Source organism: Ponticaulis sp., assembly GCF_029210165.1.
Classification (GTDB): Bacteria; Pseudomonadota; Alphaproteobacteria; order Caulobacterales; family Hyphomonadaceae; genus Ponticaulis.
In genome coordinates this window covers 1360680-1375654 of record NZ_JARGNT010000001.1, presented here as the reverse complement: position 1 = coordinate 1375654, position 14975 = coordinate 1360680, and the positions used below count along the sequence as shown (strand labels likewise).

13 protein-coding genes and 1 tRNA gene are annotated in these 14975 nt (G+C 53.1%); 2 read left to right on the top strand and 12 right to left on the bottom strand.

From position 1 onward, the window contains the following. The first annotated feature begins 2 nt into the window (after positions 1-2). Positions 3-686 carry a response regulator transcription factor gene (locus P1U45_RS06790; protein WP_301058353.1) on the top strand — a complete coding sequence of 228 codons (684 nt, stop codon included), beginning with the start codon at positions 3-5 and terminating at the stop codon, positions 684-686. On the opposite strand, the gene P1U45_RS06785 is transcribed toward P1U45_RS06790, so the two are convergent. The 11 genes from P1U45_RS06785 to P1U45_RS06735 form a co-directional block, all read right to left on the bottom strand. Next, complete coding sequence (locus tag P1U45_RS06785; RefSeq protein ID WP_301058352.1) at positions 662-2398, bottom strand: ATP-binding protein; 1737 nt, start codon at positions 2396-2398, stop codon at positions 662-664. The two genes, P1U45_RS06790 and P1U45_RS06785, sit on opposite strands and share 25 nt — an antisense overlap. A 240-nt stretch (positions 2399-2638) precedes the next feature. Further along, positions 2639-5443, bottom strand: a complete 2805-nt coding sequence (locus tag P1U45_RS06780) for a type I restriction endonuclease subunit R (RefSeq protein WP_301058351.1) — start codon at positions 5441-5443, stop codon at positions 2639-2641. A gap of 5 nt (positions 5444-5448) precedes the next feature. Further along, positions 5449-6072, bottom strand: a complete 624-nt coding sequence (locus P1U45_RS06775) for a GIY-YIG nuclease family protein (protein WP_301058350.1) — start codon at positions 6070-6072, stop codon at positions 5449-5451. Between the two features lie 6 nt (positions 6073-6078). After that, on the bottom strand, positions 6079-7323 hold the full coding sequence (locus P1U45_RS06770; RefSeq protein ID WP_301059286.1) for a restriction endonuclease subunit S: 1245 nt from the start codon (positions 7321-7323) through the stop codon (positions 6079-6081). Continuing rightward, positions 7323-8897, bottom strand: coding sequence for a type I restriction-modification system subunit M (locus P1U45_RS06765; protein WP_301058349.1), 1575 nt, complete (start codon positions 8895-8897; stop codon positions 7323-7325). The genes P1U45_RS06770 and P1U45_RS06765 overlap by 1 nt, the downstream gene beginning before the upstream one ends. 73 nt (positions 8898-8970) lie before the next feature. After that, positions 8971-9519: a hypothetical protein gene (locus tag P1U45_RS06760; RefSeq protein ID WP_301058347.1), complete on the bottom strand. Its 549-nt coding sequence runs from the start codon at positions 9517-9519 to the stop codon at positions 8971-8973. 213 nt (positions 9520-9732) lie between these two features. Beyond that, on the bottom strand, positions 9733-10050 hold the full coding sequence (locus P1U45_RS06755; protein WP_301058346.1) for a hypothetical protein: 318 nt from the start codon (positions 10048-10050) through the stop codon (positions 9733-9735). A gap of 234 nt (positions 10051-10284) precedes the next feature. Next, a complete protein-coding gene (locus P1U45_RS06750; protein WP_301058345.1) occupies positions 10285-10488 on the bottom strand; it encodes an AlpA family phage regulatory protein in 204 nt (67 codons plus the stop codon). 90 nt (positions 10489-10578) lie between these two features. Continuing rightward, positions 10579-11451 (bottom strand): hypothetical protein, encoded by an 873-nt coding sequence (locus P1U45_RS06745; RefSeq protein ID WP_301058344.1) that lies wholly within the window; start codon positions 11449-11451, stop codon positions 10579-10581. Positions 11452-11575: 124 nt separating this feature from the next. Continuing rightward, complete coding sequence (locus P1U45_RS06740) at positions 11576-12775, bottom strand: integrase arm-type DNA-binding domain-containing protein (RefSeq protein WP_301058343.1); 1200 nt, start codon at positions 12773-12775, stop codon at positions 11576-11578. Positions 12776-12980: 205 nt separating this feature from the next. Then, positions 12981-13065, bottom strand: a tRNA-Leu gene (locus P1U45_RS06735). 185 nt (positions 13066-13250) lie between these two features. Between P1U45_RS06735 and P1U45_RS06730 the strand changes: the two genes are divergently transcribed. Then, the gene (locus P1U45_RS06730; protein ID WP_301058341.1) at positions 13251-14426 is read left to right on the top strand and encodes a M20 aminoacylase family protein; all 1176 of its coding nucleotides are present in this window, start codon (positions 13251-13253) and stop codon (positions 14424-14426) included. 15 nt (positions 14427-14441) lie between these two features. On the opposite strand, the gene P1U45_RS06725 is transcribed toward P1U45_RS06730, so the two are convergent. Continuing rightward, entirely contained in the window at positions 14442-14972 is a 531-nt protein-coding gene (locus tag P1U45_RS06725) for a hypothetical protein (protein WP_301058340.1), read from the bottom strand. Between the last annotated feature and the right edge of the window lie 3 nt (positions 14973-14975).

Here is a 14975-nt window from a genome sequence, read left to right as displayed (position 1 = left end):
CCATGACAGCATCTGTAATCTCCGTCGGCATTCTGGAAGACGATGACATTCTGCGCGATTACATCGTGTCGATTATCGAAGCTGAATCCGCACTGCAGCTCCGGTTCGCCGCGACGACAGTCGCCGAAGCGATGCAGGCGCTTGATGAGGGCCTTGTGCCGGATGTCTGCCTTGTCGATCTGCAACTGCCTGACGGGTCGGGGACTGAGCTGGTTGAACGCCTCACCAAAGAAGGCCGCAGCAAGGCACTTATCCTGACCATTCTGGGGGACCGCCATAGCGTTCAGGCCGCGCTTGAATCCGGCGCTAACGGTTATCTTCTGAAGGACTCAGAGCCGGAAATGATCATCCGTCATATCAGGGAAACGGCCTGTGGCGCAGCGCCGATGAGCGCGCAGGTCACACCGCATTTATTGTCCATGATCCGCAATAAAGACGTCAAACCACCGGCGCCAGCGGACACGAAAGCCGGTGAGCTGGCGCAGGATACGCCACTGACACAGAGAGAGACCGAATTACTCACGCTCTTTGCCAAGGGTCTGTCGCAGATCGAAGCAGCAGAGCTGATGGATATTTCCCCGCACACTGTGCGCCACTATTCCAAAGCCATTCACCGCAAGCTGAATGTAAAATCTAAATCGGAAGCCGTTTTCGAGGCCATTCAGATGGGCTGGATCATTATCTGATCATCGGCCTGTTCCAGTGGTACCCGGATGATCACGCGCGTGCCGTCTCCATAACCGCTCGGTTCTAAGCTGACAGACCCATTGAGCATTTCTGCACGGCGGCGAAGATTGCGAATGCCTTTGCCCGGCGTGTCCAGACGCTCTGCTGGAATGCCTATTCCATCATCTTCGATATGGATCACAAGCTCGCCCTGTGTCTGTCGCTCTTCAATCCGTACAGAGACATATTGCGCCTTGGCGTGGCGGATCGCGTTCGTAAGCGACTCCTGGATCATGCGATAAAGATTGAGCGTAGAGCCTGAGCCGCGAATTTCGCCATTAATAACTTCCGGCTGTTTCCAGTCGAAAGTCAGCCCCGCCGAAACCAACTGCGCCTCCGCCCGCACATGAAAAGCGCTGAGCACGGCAACCAGATCATCGCCCATATGGTCAATAGAATCGACGATCAGCCGCAAATCGTTCAGCGACGACTGTATTTCTTCCAGCATACGGCTTTTGTTCAAGCGTCCGCTGCGCACCTGCACCAGAAGCGATAATAGCTGCCCGCCAAGCCCATCATGAATGTCACGGGTAAAGCGCTGGCGTTCCTCCATGATCGCCCGATTACGCATTTCGAAGGCGATAAGCCGGCTCTTTTCATCGAGCTCCAGCGCCTGCTCCTGTACTTTACGGGTCAGCGCGTCCACCTCGGACCGGTGCGCCCACCATTGAAGCACAACATCTCCGCCGCTCTCGATCAGAATGAACAGGCTGAGGCCGAGCCAGAACAATGCCTTCACCGTCATCACAGGCAGAAAAGACAGCGGCAGGACGGCATTGATAACCAGAACTCCGCCGGCACAAACGGTCAGACCGAGTAGACTGAGTCCGGCCAGCTTGCCGCAGTAAAATTTCAGCCAGACGCGGCAGCGATAGGCGTAAATGCCCGTCAGCAACGCGATGACAGAAACCAGTCCTAATGCGGCAAGACCGGCCCATGATGGCCCAATGAGAGTGGCGCCCCAGCCTGCAAGATAAACCTCGGCAAACAAAAGCGCGCCCATGAGCGCAAAACCTCCATTGGCCTTCATTCGCTTTGGCACTGTGACGGCGGCCAGCAGCGCCACAGAAAGCACGATACCGGCCATCAGAATACCGACCCGCATGAGCGCGTTCAGCCAGCCATTATAGCGCTCGACGCTGCCCGCGAGTCTCTCAAAATCGCCCGTGTAGATCTGACGGATGTCGCTGCGAAACGGGTCCAGATCAGACACGATCTCGATCCTGTTTGTCCCAGGTACCAACAGGTTCTGCGGCACAGGCGCAACGCGCCAATACCCGCCAAGCCCGGGAAACGGCGTAGAAATGGCAAACGCGCCCCAGACCTCTACACCATTGATCAGAAGATAGCTCGGCCCACCCGCGCCAAGATAGGCAATGCCCAGATTGCCATGCTCCAGAAGCTCCACCTGCCGGGCCCGCCAGATATAGCGATACCGCCCCTCTGACGGCAAACCGCCGCGGCTAGTCAGGCTTTGCGCCTCGGAAAAGTCTGACACGCGTCGGTTCATATAAGAGGAGGTGTCAGCAATGACCGAAACGTCTGAAAGCGGGACACGGTCCCCCTTGGGCGAGAGCATAATCGTCCAGAGCGCGACACTTAAAATCGCCAGCAAAACCAATCCGCCGGACAGACCTTCCCATGAACGAAGTGATCGCAGATTGAACGCCATATCTTCACACCGGAAACGCTAAACAACAAAGAGCGTTGATGCCCGCGCAAACGGCGGCAAGTCAATTCCCGCAAATAGGGGGGCTGTCAGGATATATTCCGCATTTTCAGAAAAAAGGTTGGTGCGTTAAGAGGACTCGATTTAAACACTCAACATACTGAAAAATCTATACTTATCTATTTTAGAAAAAATCGATACCAACAAAAATACCCACACATGCGATTGTGTGAGTAGTTTTCGCTAATCCACTCCGTCGATGAAGGTCTCTACAAAACCCTTAATCTTATCAATAATCCGCGTTGCAACATTGCGCCGCTCACGAAGCCCGGGGCGAACGCTCATCAGATTTATAACATCGTCGTTCAATGGCGGCTTCTCTGTAAATAGATAATCGCCGATGACTTTTTCCAGACCGTCCTTATCTAAGCCCTCTTCGTCACTCAGAGCAGCAACAGCTTTTTCGCGCTCCTCATTCCAGAACGTTTCGAATGCGTCTCCTACGTCATCCTCCGGGCTCAAACCGGCAAAGTGAACGCTGATAAATTGCTCGATAAGTTCCTTCTTGCTGCGAAGCTGGGCTTCGGTATCCATAACGTCGAGAATGGTCTTGCGGATCTTCGCTTGGTCTTCTGGCTTGGCGTCCTTCATGTTCTGCAACAGCGTGATGATATAGCTGACATTCACGCGGTCGCGGCGGATCAGTTCAATCTCGAAATCGATATCGTCGAGAATTGAAACCTTCTCTTTCGCGTTGTCGCTTTTGACCTTCTCGTACAGGTCGAGGTATTTACTGCGATAATCCGCGAAGGTCTGCTCATCCATGTCCAGATCGTCAAAGGAAAACCCGGAAAAGCATTCCATGACGTTCTTAATCCGCATCAGCGCGCGGAAAGCCTGAATAAACTTTGCCTCATCCTCTTCTGTTAGCAGATCGTCGACACTCTCGACCGTTGGCGCAATGGCGTCCAGCGTGGCCAGCGCTTCGTTGAAGTTCGCAACATAATCCTCATACGGAGCAAGAACGATTTCTTCCGTTGGTGTCTTGTTGGCGAACAGCTCCAGCGCCTTGTCGGTATCCTTCTTCAGATCCCTGAAACAAACGACATTGCCCTGGCTCTTCTTGCTTCCGTAAATCCGGTTGGTCCGGGAATAAGCCTGCAAGAGGCCGTGGAATTTCAAATTCTTGTCGACATAGATTGTATTGAGCGGCTTTGAATCGAAGCCCGTCAGGAACATGTTCACGACCAGCAGGATATCTATTTCGCGCTCCCGGACGCGCTTTCCGATATCCTTGTAATAGCCATAGAAATTATCTGTGCCGAAATTGGTTTTAAACTCGGCGTTATAGTCGCGAATATACTCGTCGAGCTTTTCCCGGCTGTGCTTGTTTTGCGGCTTGCTATCATCCGGCACACCGTCCGCGTCTTCATCTTCCTCATTAGCGGAATAGGTGAAGATGGTGCCGATCCTGAGATTGTGTTCGCCAGCTCCCTTCTTCGCACGGAACAGCTCGTAATACTTGCAGAGCGTTTTCACATTTGGCACGGCCATAATCGCCGTGAATTCCTTCGAATGCGTCTTCCGGTCATGATTGGCCAGAATGTAATTGGTGACCTTTTCCAGCCGCTCGGGCGCTTCCATCACTTCCGCGGAATCGATTGCCTCGACTTCAATCTCTTCAATCTCGTCCTTGGCTTTGAAGGTCCGGATATATTCAATGATGAATTTCAGAACATTCTCATCACGGATCGCGTCTGTGATGACATACTTGTGCAGGCACTCACCAAACAAGTCTTTGGTCGTGCGTTTGCCGAGTGCATTCTTGGCCGCGTTCTCGGCAAAGATTGGCGTGCCGGTAAACCCAAACATCTGCACATTGTCGAAATACTCGGTAATCCGCTTATGCGTGTCGCCAAACTGGCTTCGGTGGCATTCGTCAAAAATGAACACCATGCGCTTGTCTTTCAGGGCATCCATTTTCGCAAGGTGCCGCTCCCGGCTGATCGCCGTGTTGAGCTTTTGCAGCGTGGTGACAATCAGCGGCGTATCATCCGCAAACTGTTTCACCAGGCTTCCGGTGTTGTTCGTACCGTCGACACTGCCCTCCTGAAAGGAATTGAATTCCTTGATTGTCTGATAGTCGAGGTCTTTCCGGTCGACGACAAACACAACCTTATGCACCTTCGGGCTTTGCGTCAGAATTTGCGCTGTCTTGAAACTTGTCAGCGTTTTGCCTGATCCCGTCGTATGCCAGATATAACCGTTCTTGTTGGTGGTGTTCACACGGTCGACAATCGCTTCCACCGCGTAGAATTGATAAGGCCGCAACGCCATCAGAAACTTGTCGCTCTCATTCAGGACCACATATTTCGTGATCATCTTTGAAAGCTGGCATTTCTCCAGAAACACAGTCGCAAAATCTGAAAGCGCGCTGATCTTCTTGTTGTCGACGTCGGTCCAGAAAAACGTCTGTTTGAAATCGCGCTTTTGCACCGGCGCATTGGCGAAGTATTTCGTATTCACGCCGTTCGAAATGACGAACAACTGCACATAGTTGAACAAGCCTTTTCCGGCGCTCATGGAATGCCGGTGATAACGGTTTGTCTGGTTAAACGCCTCTTTCATCTCAAGGCCACGCCGCTTTAGCTCGATCTGAACCAGCGGCAAGCCATTCACCAGCAAGGTCACGTCATACCGGTTTGTATACGTGCCCGTCATGGTGACCTGATTGGTCACCTGATACTGGTTCTTGCACCAATGCACCTGATTGATCAGCTCGATATAGCCGTTCGAGCCATCGTCCCGCTTGAAGCCGATTTTCTCTCGAAGCGTCTTCGCCTTCTGAAAGATATTGCCCTTTGCCAGCGTGTTGAGGATCTGCGTGAATTCGCCGTCAGAAAGCACCACCCCGTTGTGCTTTTCCAACTGGGTTTTGAGGTTTGCAATCAGCGCCGCCTCGTCGGGTATCGTGACACGCTCCCAGCCCAGCGTTTGCAGCTGATCGATCAGAGCGTTTTCGAGTTGTTGTTCTGATTGCGTTGCCATCGCCCCTAATCCTCAGCTTCCAGCGCGTCGCGAAGCTCTTGAAGGGTTTGCCCTTCATGCACCCAGTGAACTGAGCCCTGGGCGGATTTCCAGTGAAAGCCGCGCTCCGCCAAAGCGGCGAGACTTGCCGCGGTCAGGCTCATTTCCTTGCCACGGAATTCAACGCGCCGGTTATCCAGCACCGTGCACGTAATCTCGTTATCCCATTTGAAATACAGCGGCGTGCCCGGCGGAATCCCCACCATTTTAAAGCTGAAGCGTTCGGCGCGCTGTTCCAGCTTTTCCATCGCCACTTTGTCGTCTGGCGTTTCGGTGTAATCCTCGCCCGGCGTGGCGTCTCGAATGGCGACCATTCGGATAATATCAGCCACAGCGTCGGGCTCGATTTCAAAGAATTCCCGGTTCTTGTTCACACGGAATTTGTCAAAGGCCCGGTGAATGCGGCGTTCGACATTTTTCGCGCTTTCCACCACACCAGCATAATAACATTCAAAAGGCACCGGCACGCCGGTCGTATAGAGCTGTTTTAGCCGCTCTTCGACATCAATCCGCGTCGTACCCACTTTCACAAAGCGCGGCATGGCCTCATTGGTCAGCACATACACAATGCAATGATCTGCTTGCAGCATATCCCCTCACACAAACATCTGTTGCAACAGGCCTTTTTTGAAGGTCTGTGCGAGCCGGATTTGGTCCGAAAGGGTTGCGAGTTTTTCGTCCAGCTCAGACAAAAAGTCAGCGATTTTTTTCTGCTCTTCAGGATGGGGAAGCAGCACGCTCAAAGGTTTCAATTGAGAACCATAGAGGTGAACCACCGAATAACCCTGCGCAAACCGCGCAATGTCGCGCGTCTTCGCATTGTTCAAATAGTACGCGAGAAAAAGGCCATTCTCCGCGCCGCGCAAAATATTGATGTCGCCCCCCAACGCCACTCCGTCGACCATGACGCAGCAAGCTCTGGCCATATCCAACCGGTCCTCGCCAGAAGCGGGAACTATGACGTCTCCTGAGTTACTAAGAACGAGTTCGTCAGCAGGAACGTTCGTTCGAGAATGCACGACATCTATTTGCTCAGCGTAGTGAGTATAAATTTCACCGTATCTGATACACGGCAATGAAGCGCCGTCTTTGATATCGCCCTTAGAAATGCCTTTACCCTTGCCAAAATGCACGACGTCCCCAAGCCGTTTTTCTTCCCAATCGGGGAAGTCATTGCCCTGATCGTCCTTGAAGCGGATTTTCTGGGAAAAGAGCTGTTGCATACAGCCCTTTTTATAGTCCTCCAGAAGCGCCTTTTTCCGCGTCAGCTGCGCGATTTTCTCATCCACCGCAGACAGAAACGCCGCAATTTTCTGTTGTTCGGGGAGTGACGGCTTTAAAAACTCAAAAGACGCATATTCAAGTGCATTAACGCCGGGTTGGCCAGAGCGCACTGAAACCACGGCTATCCACTTTGAAAATTTGGATCGCAAGGTTTGAGCAAACACGAATTTGGGTTCTGCATGAACAATGGGAAATCGAATTAAGAACCCCGCAAAATAAAGTTCGCCATCCTCTTCTTTGTACAGGTAAGTCTTGCCGGTGCTGGCTCCCGTGCGCGCAAACACAAGATCCCCCAGACGCAAACGATAGTCAGCTGCAATGGGCGGCTCCGGCGACATTAGGGGAGATGGGCAAAACTCCCTAGAATCCTCTGATATATCAGTTATCCTGATATACTTGTGTTTGCCATCGAACGTTTGTGCCGCTGCATTCATTCCATATGCAGGCTGACCGCAGACATCTCCTAAACAGACCAAATCCCAAGCTTCATGAAACTCACTAAATCTGAGCTTCGGCAATGCCGCTTGGCCCTTTGCCACCTCCTCCCGATCTTTCATCAAAACGGGCTCGCAATGCCGAGTTCGTCGCAAAAGCCGCGAATAGTGGCGTCTGTCTTCGCCATATCATTTTCGAGGCCTTTCAGCTCTGCCGTCACCGCCGCAAGGTCAATCTCCGCCTCTTCCTCAAACGTATCCACATAACGCGGAATATTCAGGTTGAAATCATTCTCGGCGATTTCGTCCATGCTGGCCGCGTGGGCGTATTTTTCTACACTCTGGCGCGCGGCATAGGTGGAGATGATTTTCGCCACATGCGCGTCTGTCAGCGCGTTCTGGTTGCCGATTTTTTCAAACTCGGCGCTGGCATCGATGAAGAAGATATCTTCGCTATGCACACGGCATTTTTTCAGCACCAGAATACAAGCTGGAATCCCCGTGCCGTAAAACAGGTTTGCAGGCAGGCCGATGACTGCATCGAGATAGTTCAGATCCCTGATTATATATTCCCGGATTGTGCCTTCCGCCCCGCCCCGGAACAGCGCACCATGGGGCAGAACAATCGCCGCCGTGCCATTTTCCGCCAGCTGGTGAATCATATGCTGCACAAAGGCGAAATCCGCCTTTGAACTCGGCGCAAGCGCGCCGTACTGGCTGAACCGGTCGTCGGTCTCGTTTAAGGGGTTATCCTTGCCCTTCCATTTGGCCGAGAAAGGCGGGTTGGCGACGATTGCCTCAAACCGCATGTCGAGGTGTTGCGGCTCTTCCAGCGTGTCTTCCTGGCGAATGTCAAAGCGCGAGAAATGCACGTCGTGCAGGATCATATTCATCCGCGCGAGGTTGTAGGTCGTGCGGTTCAGTTCCTGGCCATAATATTCGGCAACATCGGCTTCGCGCGAGATACGCAACAGAAGCGAGCCCGAACCGCATGTCGGGTCATAGGCTGATCGGATCTGCTGTTTGTCCAGCGTGACAAGCTTGGCAAGGATTTTAGACACCTGTTGCGGGGTGTAGAACTCGCCCGCCTTCTTGCCTGCGCCGCTGGCAAATTGCGCAATCAAATATTCATAGGCATCGCCCAGAACATCCGCCGTGCCTTTGCCGAGTTCAAAATCAATCGCATCGAGGTGGGCGAGCACTTTGGCAATCAGCGTATTGCGCGCGTCCGGTGTGCGGCCAAGCTTTGTGCTGGCAAGGTCAATATCTTCAAACAAGGCATTGAAATCGTCTTCGCTTTCCGTGCCCATGGTGGAGTTTTCGATATTGGTAAGGATCCGCTCCAGATCGTCGAGAATGAAGTTGCTGGCCGCTTCTTCGCCGTCTTCAATCTTGATATTGCCCTTCTTCGTGATGGCGCTGAACAGCTCTTGCGGGGGAAGGAAATAGCCGAGCTTTTCGAGGCTTTCCTGTTCGATGGCGGCGATATCTTCCAGCTGCGTGACCTGCGCATAGTCGGTGACCGTTTCGCCCTCTAACAGCTCATTGGCATAGAGATACTGCTTTTCAGACAGGTATTTGTAGAAGATGAAACCGAGAATGTAGTCGCGGAATTCATCCGCATCCATCTTGCCGCGAAGCTCGTTCGCAATCTTCCAGAGCTGAGCTTCGAGCTTTTTCTTTTCTTCTTCTGACATGCTGTTCCCCGTGAATCACTTAGGGATAGCGGAAGCTTGCAGATTCCACCAAGTACAATCGAAACAAAATTTTCTATAATCCCCAGCGCCCGACAAGTGCCTGCTCGATTGCGTCGCCCATAGCCCAGTCATGTTGTCTGTAAGCATAATAGGTGCGCCAGTGCATGCCTTTAGGTTTTGCTCCGAACGGATAAGCGAACCCCACCTCAAAGCCTAAGCGTTTTCTGACAGTCTCAGCTTCAGCCATACCGGGCACGCGGAAACGTTCGTATTGGCTGGCAAAGCAAAGTCGGTGACATTGGCGACACCGAAAGTATCGTCCCCCATAGAGCACGCGGCACCGTCTTCCGCATTTACAGACTAACCAGCGCCTGCGCCCGCCAAAATGCTGGTCGCTGAAACTTAGCCAGAAATTTTCGTGAATCTGTTGCTGGCTCTCGCCTCTGCCAACCAAATAGGTGAGTTTCAGAAAGTCAGTTCCACAGACATAGGCAACACTACCGGTTTTATGACCGCCCCGGCTCCACGTCACACGCCCCCAGCGCCCGTTTTCGAACCAGTCGTTTTTGAAGGTCGCCAGATCCAGCCGGTGGTATTCATCCGTCTTCGAAGCCAGCCGCATATTTCTGCCTGATCCGTATCCACCCATCGAAAGCCTCTGATCCAGTTGCAGGGGGGGGTATGCTCATCTCACAGAGCATGCCGCGCTCAACCGGCAACCCTTCCTTTTTGTTCGTTTCCTCAGTTGAGAATTTGCCAGTTATTTTCGCAATCATGTGCGAAGTGGATTAGCTCGCACTGCTTCGCCCTGTACCCCATGGTATTATCTGTGACCTCAATCAGGGACGGCAGAACGAAAATACAGGACGTTTTTGTCCGTTTTTAAGGACAAATCATCAGCGCTGTTGCGAGCATCATCTGATTTCGTCCTTGTTACAGGACGCCTTGTCCGTTTTTCCGGACGCTCATTTTGATTCTCGGGCCTCCACTTCATGAAGTCCTTGGTCGCTTCTCTGCCAGCAAATTCGAACTCGGTGAGGATCCAGCAACGTGCTTCGCGAACCACATAATTTACAGGCTCATCCGCGCGTGATCGAATGAAGCCTCGCTCTTGCAAAATACGAAAACAGTCGCCCGCTTTATCCTTACCCATGCGGCACCGCCTCGCCGCTTCCCTAAGGGACAGATACAGATAGCCGTTATTGTTCCCGTTAAACAGCATGTACAGCTCTAAAAGGATACGCACTTCGAACGGGCCCAGAGACTGAAAAGCCACCGTTCCGTACATCCACCTATTCAAGTGAACGTACTTCCTATCTTCGGAGCTTCGACCGTCCTTAGTCGGTTTTCGCCCGCTCGGCTTTTTCCAGGATTTTCGAGCCATTGATCATTCTACCGGCTCATACAGCGCGCGGATCTCTTCAGCGCGCCAGACTGTTACGCCCGGGCCAAGCTTATGTCCTTTAGGGAAGCGCCCGTCTTTAACGCCCTGCCACCAGGTTGATTTTGAAACCGGAATAGGGCCCCAAGGCGCGATGATCTGCTTAATGCGCACAAAGCCCGTCTTAGGGAATTCGAATTCGTCAAACATGATATTACCTCGCTCTTTAGTGAATGAGGCAATCCTGTTTGGTTCTATCGAGATTGTCTGGAATTAGGCACTATTTCCGCGGAAATAAGTCTATTTCCATGGCTTGAGAAGGCCTTGTTCACTGAGTCGAACTCTCGCCTCGACAAGAACCTTTTCAATCGTCTTCCAGTTTAAATTCAGTCCCACCTCAGCAAGGACGCTCTCCAACTCTTTGGACGTCGGCCTCTCATTGCTCTCCGAAAGAGGGGAGTACCCACGAAAAGCAATGGCCAATCCAACAATGATTTTCTGAAGCGACGTAACAGCCCGCGGATCCAAATCTGAGAGAAGTATTGTGTTAGTTGCTTCATTATTATCGTTGGCAAACTCAGGCGTAGGCAATTCGGTTGAGGCCTCGGCCTCCATCAGCTGAATTTGCTCTTGCAGCGTCAACAAGGTGTCGTGCAATTCATCCATGGTATCGAGCACACCGTCGGACCACTCGCTAAATTCACGAACATCTGCTTCACGCTCTTCAATGAGCTTCTTCATTTGATCACGGAGCTGCATGATCTTCTCGTCGTCAGCGTTTGCCTTTGCAAATAGCGCTCGACATAACGCCCGGTAATCTCGCACCGGATAAATGCTTTCCACGACATTCCGAAAATCAGCTGGCACCTCGATGAACAAACTGTCCATCCACTCAATCATTTGGTTGGGCCGGATAGGAGGCGACAGATCATTCGTCTCAATTGCGCGGTCTACCAGAAATTTCACAGCCATGTAGGCCGAGAAGTCTTCGCAAGAATTCACATCTCCGGACTTCTCTAAGTTTTGCATCGCTACCGGGTCTTTACCGATTGCTAAAGCTGCAATCTCATCTGGCCTAAGATGCGGAGCCCTTCCCCAAAACTGCGCGTCCGCTTTCGCGACCTGCGCTCTTTCGGATATTCCATTTCTGCCAGACCGCGGCGAACTTTCCATATTCTGTACTCCGTCAACATCCGGATACTACCTATGGTGCTTTATAATATATCATTTGGTCCGGTTTCGTGAGTCCGCGCCGCGACTTCCTGACAGTTTCCATGAAATTCTTACGATTTGTTCTTTATATGTTCCCGTCATCAATCATCTCTTGCACTTGCCCGGACCACCATTCCGCCATGCGAACGCGTTCGTCCCAGAATGGTGTGCGCATGTAAGCGCCGCGGATCTGATCACGCACTTTATGCGCCAGCTCTGCTTCGATCGCGTCAGGATTCCAGAGATTGCTTTCATTCAGAAGGCTGGACGCACTAGAACGAAACCCGTGCGATGTTGCTTCAGTCTTATCAAAGCCCATACGGCGCAAAGACTGGTTCAGCGTATTCTCACTCAACGGCTTGGCCCTTGCGATCAGGGAAGGAAACGCAAGCGGAGCGTCACCAGTGAAAGGCTTCAGCTCGGTGAGGATGTCGACGGCGAGTTTTGATAATGGCTTTTTGTGTTCGCGCCGCATCTTCATGCGCTCAGCTGGAATGCTCCAGACGGCCTTTTCAAGATCAAACTCGCTCCACGTCGAAAAGCGAAGTTCACCCGGACGTGGATATAAAAGCACCATCAGCTTAAGCGCCGCGCGAATGCTTGGCCCGCCGCCCTGATAATTCCACACTGCCTTTACCAGCGCCGCGAAGTCGTCACGTTCGACCAAAGCGGCCATATGCGTTTTCTTGTGAGAGACCAGAGCGCCACGAAGTGCGAAGGTTGGGTCGTTCTCCGCTTTGCCCGTTGCAACTGCATAGCGGAACACCTGCCCGACAAAGGTTCGCAGCTTATGGGCGGTTTCGCCATTGCCCGCGTCTTCCTGTTTGCGGATCGCGCCCAACACAATCGGAGCCGTGATTTCACGTATAGGCATTTTGCCGAATTCGTCGCACGCCATGCGGCAATACCAGCGTTTCTTTTTCATGGTCGCTTCGGCGTTGCCGTCTTTGACGCTCTTTTCCAGATACTCCAGCGCGATCTTTTCAAATGTGTGCTCGTTCTTTGCCGCGTTCTCGGCCTCCTGAACGCGCGCGTGCTCCATCGGGTCAATGCCATCGGCCAGAAGCCGCTTTGCGTCCAGGCGTTTCTCTCTCGCCCTCTGAAGGCTCACTTGAGGATACTTTCCGAATGCCAGCGTCTTCTGTTTTCCGTCAAAACGATATGCCATTCGCCAGAGTTTTGAACCGCTAGGTAAAACGTGAATATACAGGCCTTCACCGTCAGAAAGCTTTAAGGGCTTATCTTTTGCCTTGATATTACGAACTTTTATATCGTTCAGCTTCATTTTGCGGGTGCCGCCAATTTGTTGGTATCGACCCCCTGAAAAACTGGGACTCGAACGAAATATACCAACAAATGTACCCACGAATGTGTTGGATGCAACCGGATCACATCGTGCGAGTCCGGACAACGACAAGCCGGAAAACAGGCTTTATCGATTGATTTAGTTCAGTTTTTTGGATGATTTCGGACCATGCCGGAGAAAGGGTTGGTGCGGTTAAGAGGACTCGAACCTCCACGGGTCGCCCCACACGGACCTGAACCGTGCGCGTCTACCAATTCCGCCATAACCGCACGCTGAATTGGAAGCGCGGTGTATATCGATCTGTCGAATTCCCGTCAACACAGAACCGCGGCTCAGCGTGAAAAAAGAGTATCGCCCTACTCCCGCCAATTTGAGCAGTGCCCAAGCAGATACCGTTTTCCAAACACCCGTGCAGGCTCTACAATATCTACGCACACTCAAATGGAGCCATCTCATGGCCGATACGCTGACCGAGACGAACGACCCGATTGCCAGAATGCGCGCGATCAGACGTGATATTCATGCCCATCCAGAACTTGCCTTTCAGGAAAACCGGACCTCCGATCTGGTGGCAGAAGCGCTCACCCGCGCAGGGATAGAGGTCCATCGAGGGCTTGCAGAAACCGGTGTTGTCGGCACGCTGAAAAATGGCGACGGACCGGTCATCGGCCTTCGTGCAGATATGGACGCGCTACCGATAGAAGAACAATCCGGCGCGGCGCACTGCTCCACCCATCACGGCGTTATGCACGCCTGCGGGCATGACGGACACACGGCCATGCTGATCGGCGCGGCAGAGGCACTCGCGGCATCGCGTAACTTTAGAGGCACGATACATTTCATCTTTCAGCCGGCTGAAGAGAATTTCGGCGGCGGCAAGCGCATGGTGGAGGAAGGCCTGTTCAAGCTATTCCTGTGCGACGCCATATTTGCGCTTCACAACTGGCCAGGTCTGCCTGCAGGGCGGATCGCCGTTCAGCCAGGCCCGATGATGGCCTCCTATGATAGCTTCACCTTCACGCTGAAGGGCGTGGGCGGGCATGCTGCCATGCCGGAGACGACGAAGGACCCGGTCACTACGGCGGCCGAGCTTGTCCTCGCGCTACAGACGATTGTCAGTCGCAAGATCAGCCCGCACGACCCCGCAGTTCTGACGATCACCCAAATGCATGGCGGGCACACATTCAACGTCATCCCCGAAGAGATGAAGGTGATGGGCACAGTGCGCTGCTTCTCCGGCGAGGTGCGCGATTTCATCCGCGCAGAGATGCTGCGCGTTGCAGAAGCTGTGTGCGGCGCCCACGGTGTCAGCGTCAGCCTTGCGTATGAGGAAGGCTATCCGAGCACGATCAACACGCCAGCCGAGGCCGACTATGCCCAGCGCGTTGCAAGCGAGCTGGTCGGCGCGGAGCATGTCGACACAGGCTTTCGCCCGAGCATGGCATCAGAGGATTTCTCGCTCATGCTGCAGGAAGTCCCCGGCGCCTATATCTGGCTGGGTGCAGGGCTTGAGACCAAACCGCTACACCACCCTGAATACGATTTTAATGATGACACGCTCGAGACCGGCCGCGACCTTCTCATCCTACTAGCCACGAATTTTCAAAACGGCATTCAGGAGCGAACGTGAAACGGCCCTTCCCGGTTATCCCGGGAACGTCTGCACACCAATCTTGTACAAGCGGTCGCCATCAATAATCAGGCAGGCCGAGCTTTCCTGCCCCTGAACGTGACACCAGACCGGCGCATCCATGCTTTGAAAACGCAGATACTCGCCGCGATCCACCCACTCTTCCGGATAAAACGGGAACTCACCACCCGGGAAGTCTGCACCCTCCGGCCATTCAGGAAGCTCTGAACTTGTGAGTGCGCCACCGCCAAACTGAACGCCGATCAGCTCATCCAGAAAATCTGCCATGCTGCGTTCGTCAGTCACTTCATAGAAACCGAAGAGATACCGCGCTGGTGTCGCGTGCGAATACAAAGGCGCGCCATCACCATCGCGCACAATGATCAGGGCCACGCTATTGGCGCAGTCGTCGCCTATCGCGACTGCCTCAGCGATATTGTCGCCGAATGAAACCGATTCTGAGGATGTTGTTGCGCACCCGTCCGCGAAAGCTGCGCCACTGCTCAGCGCAAGGAACCCAAATGCGGCTATTGCTGTCTTGATCATAGA

Excerpts from the sequence above, each read along its gene's own strand:
- P1U45_RS06790 (WP_301058353.1), top strand. The coding sequence starts at position 3 with ATGACAGCATCTGTAATCTCCGTCGGCATTCTGGAAGACGATGACATT.
- P1U45_RS06785 (WP_301058352.1), bottom strand. The coding sequence starts at position 2,398 with ATGGCGTTCAATCTGCGATCACTTCGTTCATGGGAAGGTCTGTCCGGC.
- P1U45_RS06780 (WP_301058351.1), bottom strand. The coding sequence starts at position 5,443 with ATGGCAACGCAATCAGAACAACAACTCGAAAACGCTCTGATCGATCAG.
- P1U45_RS06775 (WP_301058350.1), bottom strand. The coding sequence starts at position 6,072 with ATGCTGCAAGCAGATCATTGCATTGTGTATGTGCTGACCAATGAGGCC.
- P1U45_RS06770 (WP_301059286.1), bottom strand. The coding sequence starts at position 7,323 with ATGAAAGATCGGGAGGAGGTGGCAAAGGGCCAAGCGGCATTGCCGAAG.
- P1U45_RS06765 (WP_301058349.1), bottom strand. The coding sequence starts at position 8,897 with ATGTCAGAAGAAGAAAAGAAAAAGCTCGAAGCTCAGCTCTGGAAGATT.
- P1U45_RS06760 (WP_301058347.1), bottom strand. The coding sequence starts at position 9,519 with ATGCGGCTGGCTTCGAAGACGGATGAATACCACCGGCTGGATCTGGCG.
- P1U45_RS06755 (WP_301058346.1), bottom strand. The coding sequence starts at position 10,050 with ATGGGTAAGGATAAAGCGGGCGACTGTTTTCGTATTTTGCAAGAGCGA.
- P1U45_RS06750 (WP_301058345.1), bottom strand. The coding sequence starts at position 10,488 with ATGTTTGACGAATTCGAATTCCCTAAGACGGGCTTTGTGCGCATTAAG.
- P1U45_RS06745 (WP_301058344.1), bottom strand. The coding sequence starts at position 11,451 with ATGGAAAGTTCGCCGCGGTCTGGCAGAAATGGAATATCCGAAAGAGCG.
- P1U45_RS06740 (WP_301058343.1), bottom strand. The coding sequence starts at position 12,775 with ATGAAGCTGAACGATATAAAAGTTCGTAATATCAAGGCAAAAGATAAG.
- P1U45_RS06730 (WP_301058341.1), top strand. The coding sequence starts at position 13,251 with ATGGCCGATACGCTGACCGAGACGAACGACCCGATTGCCAGAATGCGC.
- P1U45_RS06725 (WP_301058340.1), bottom strand. The coding sequence starts at position 14,972 with ATGATCAAGACAGCAATAGCCGCATTTGGGTTCCTTGCGCTGAGCAGT.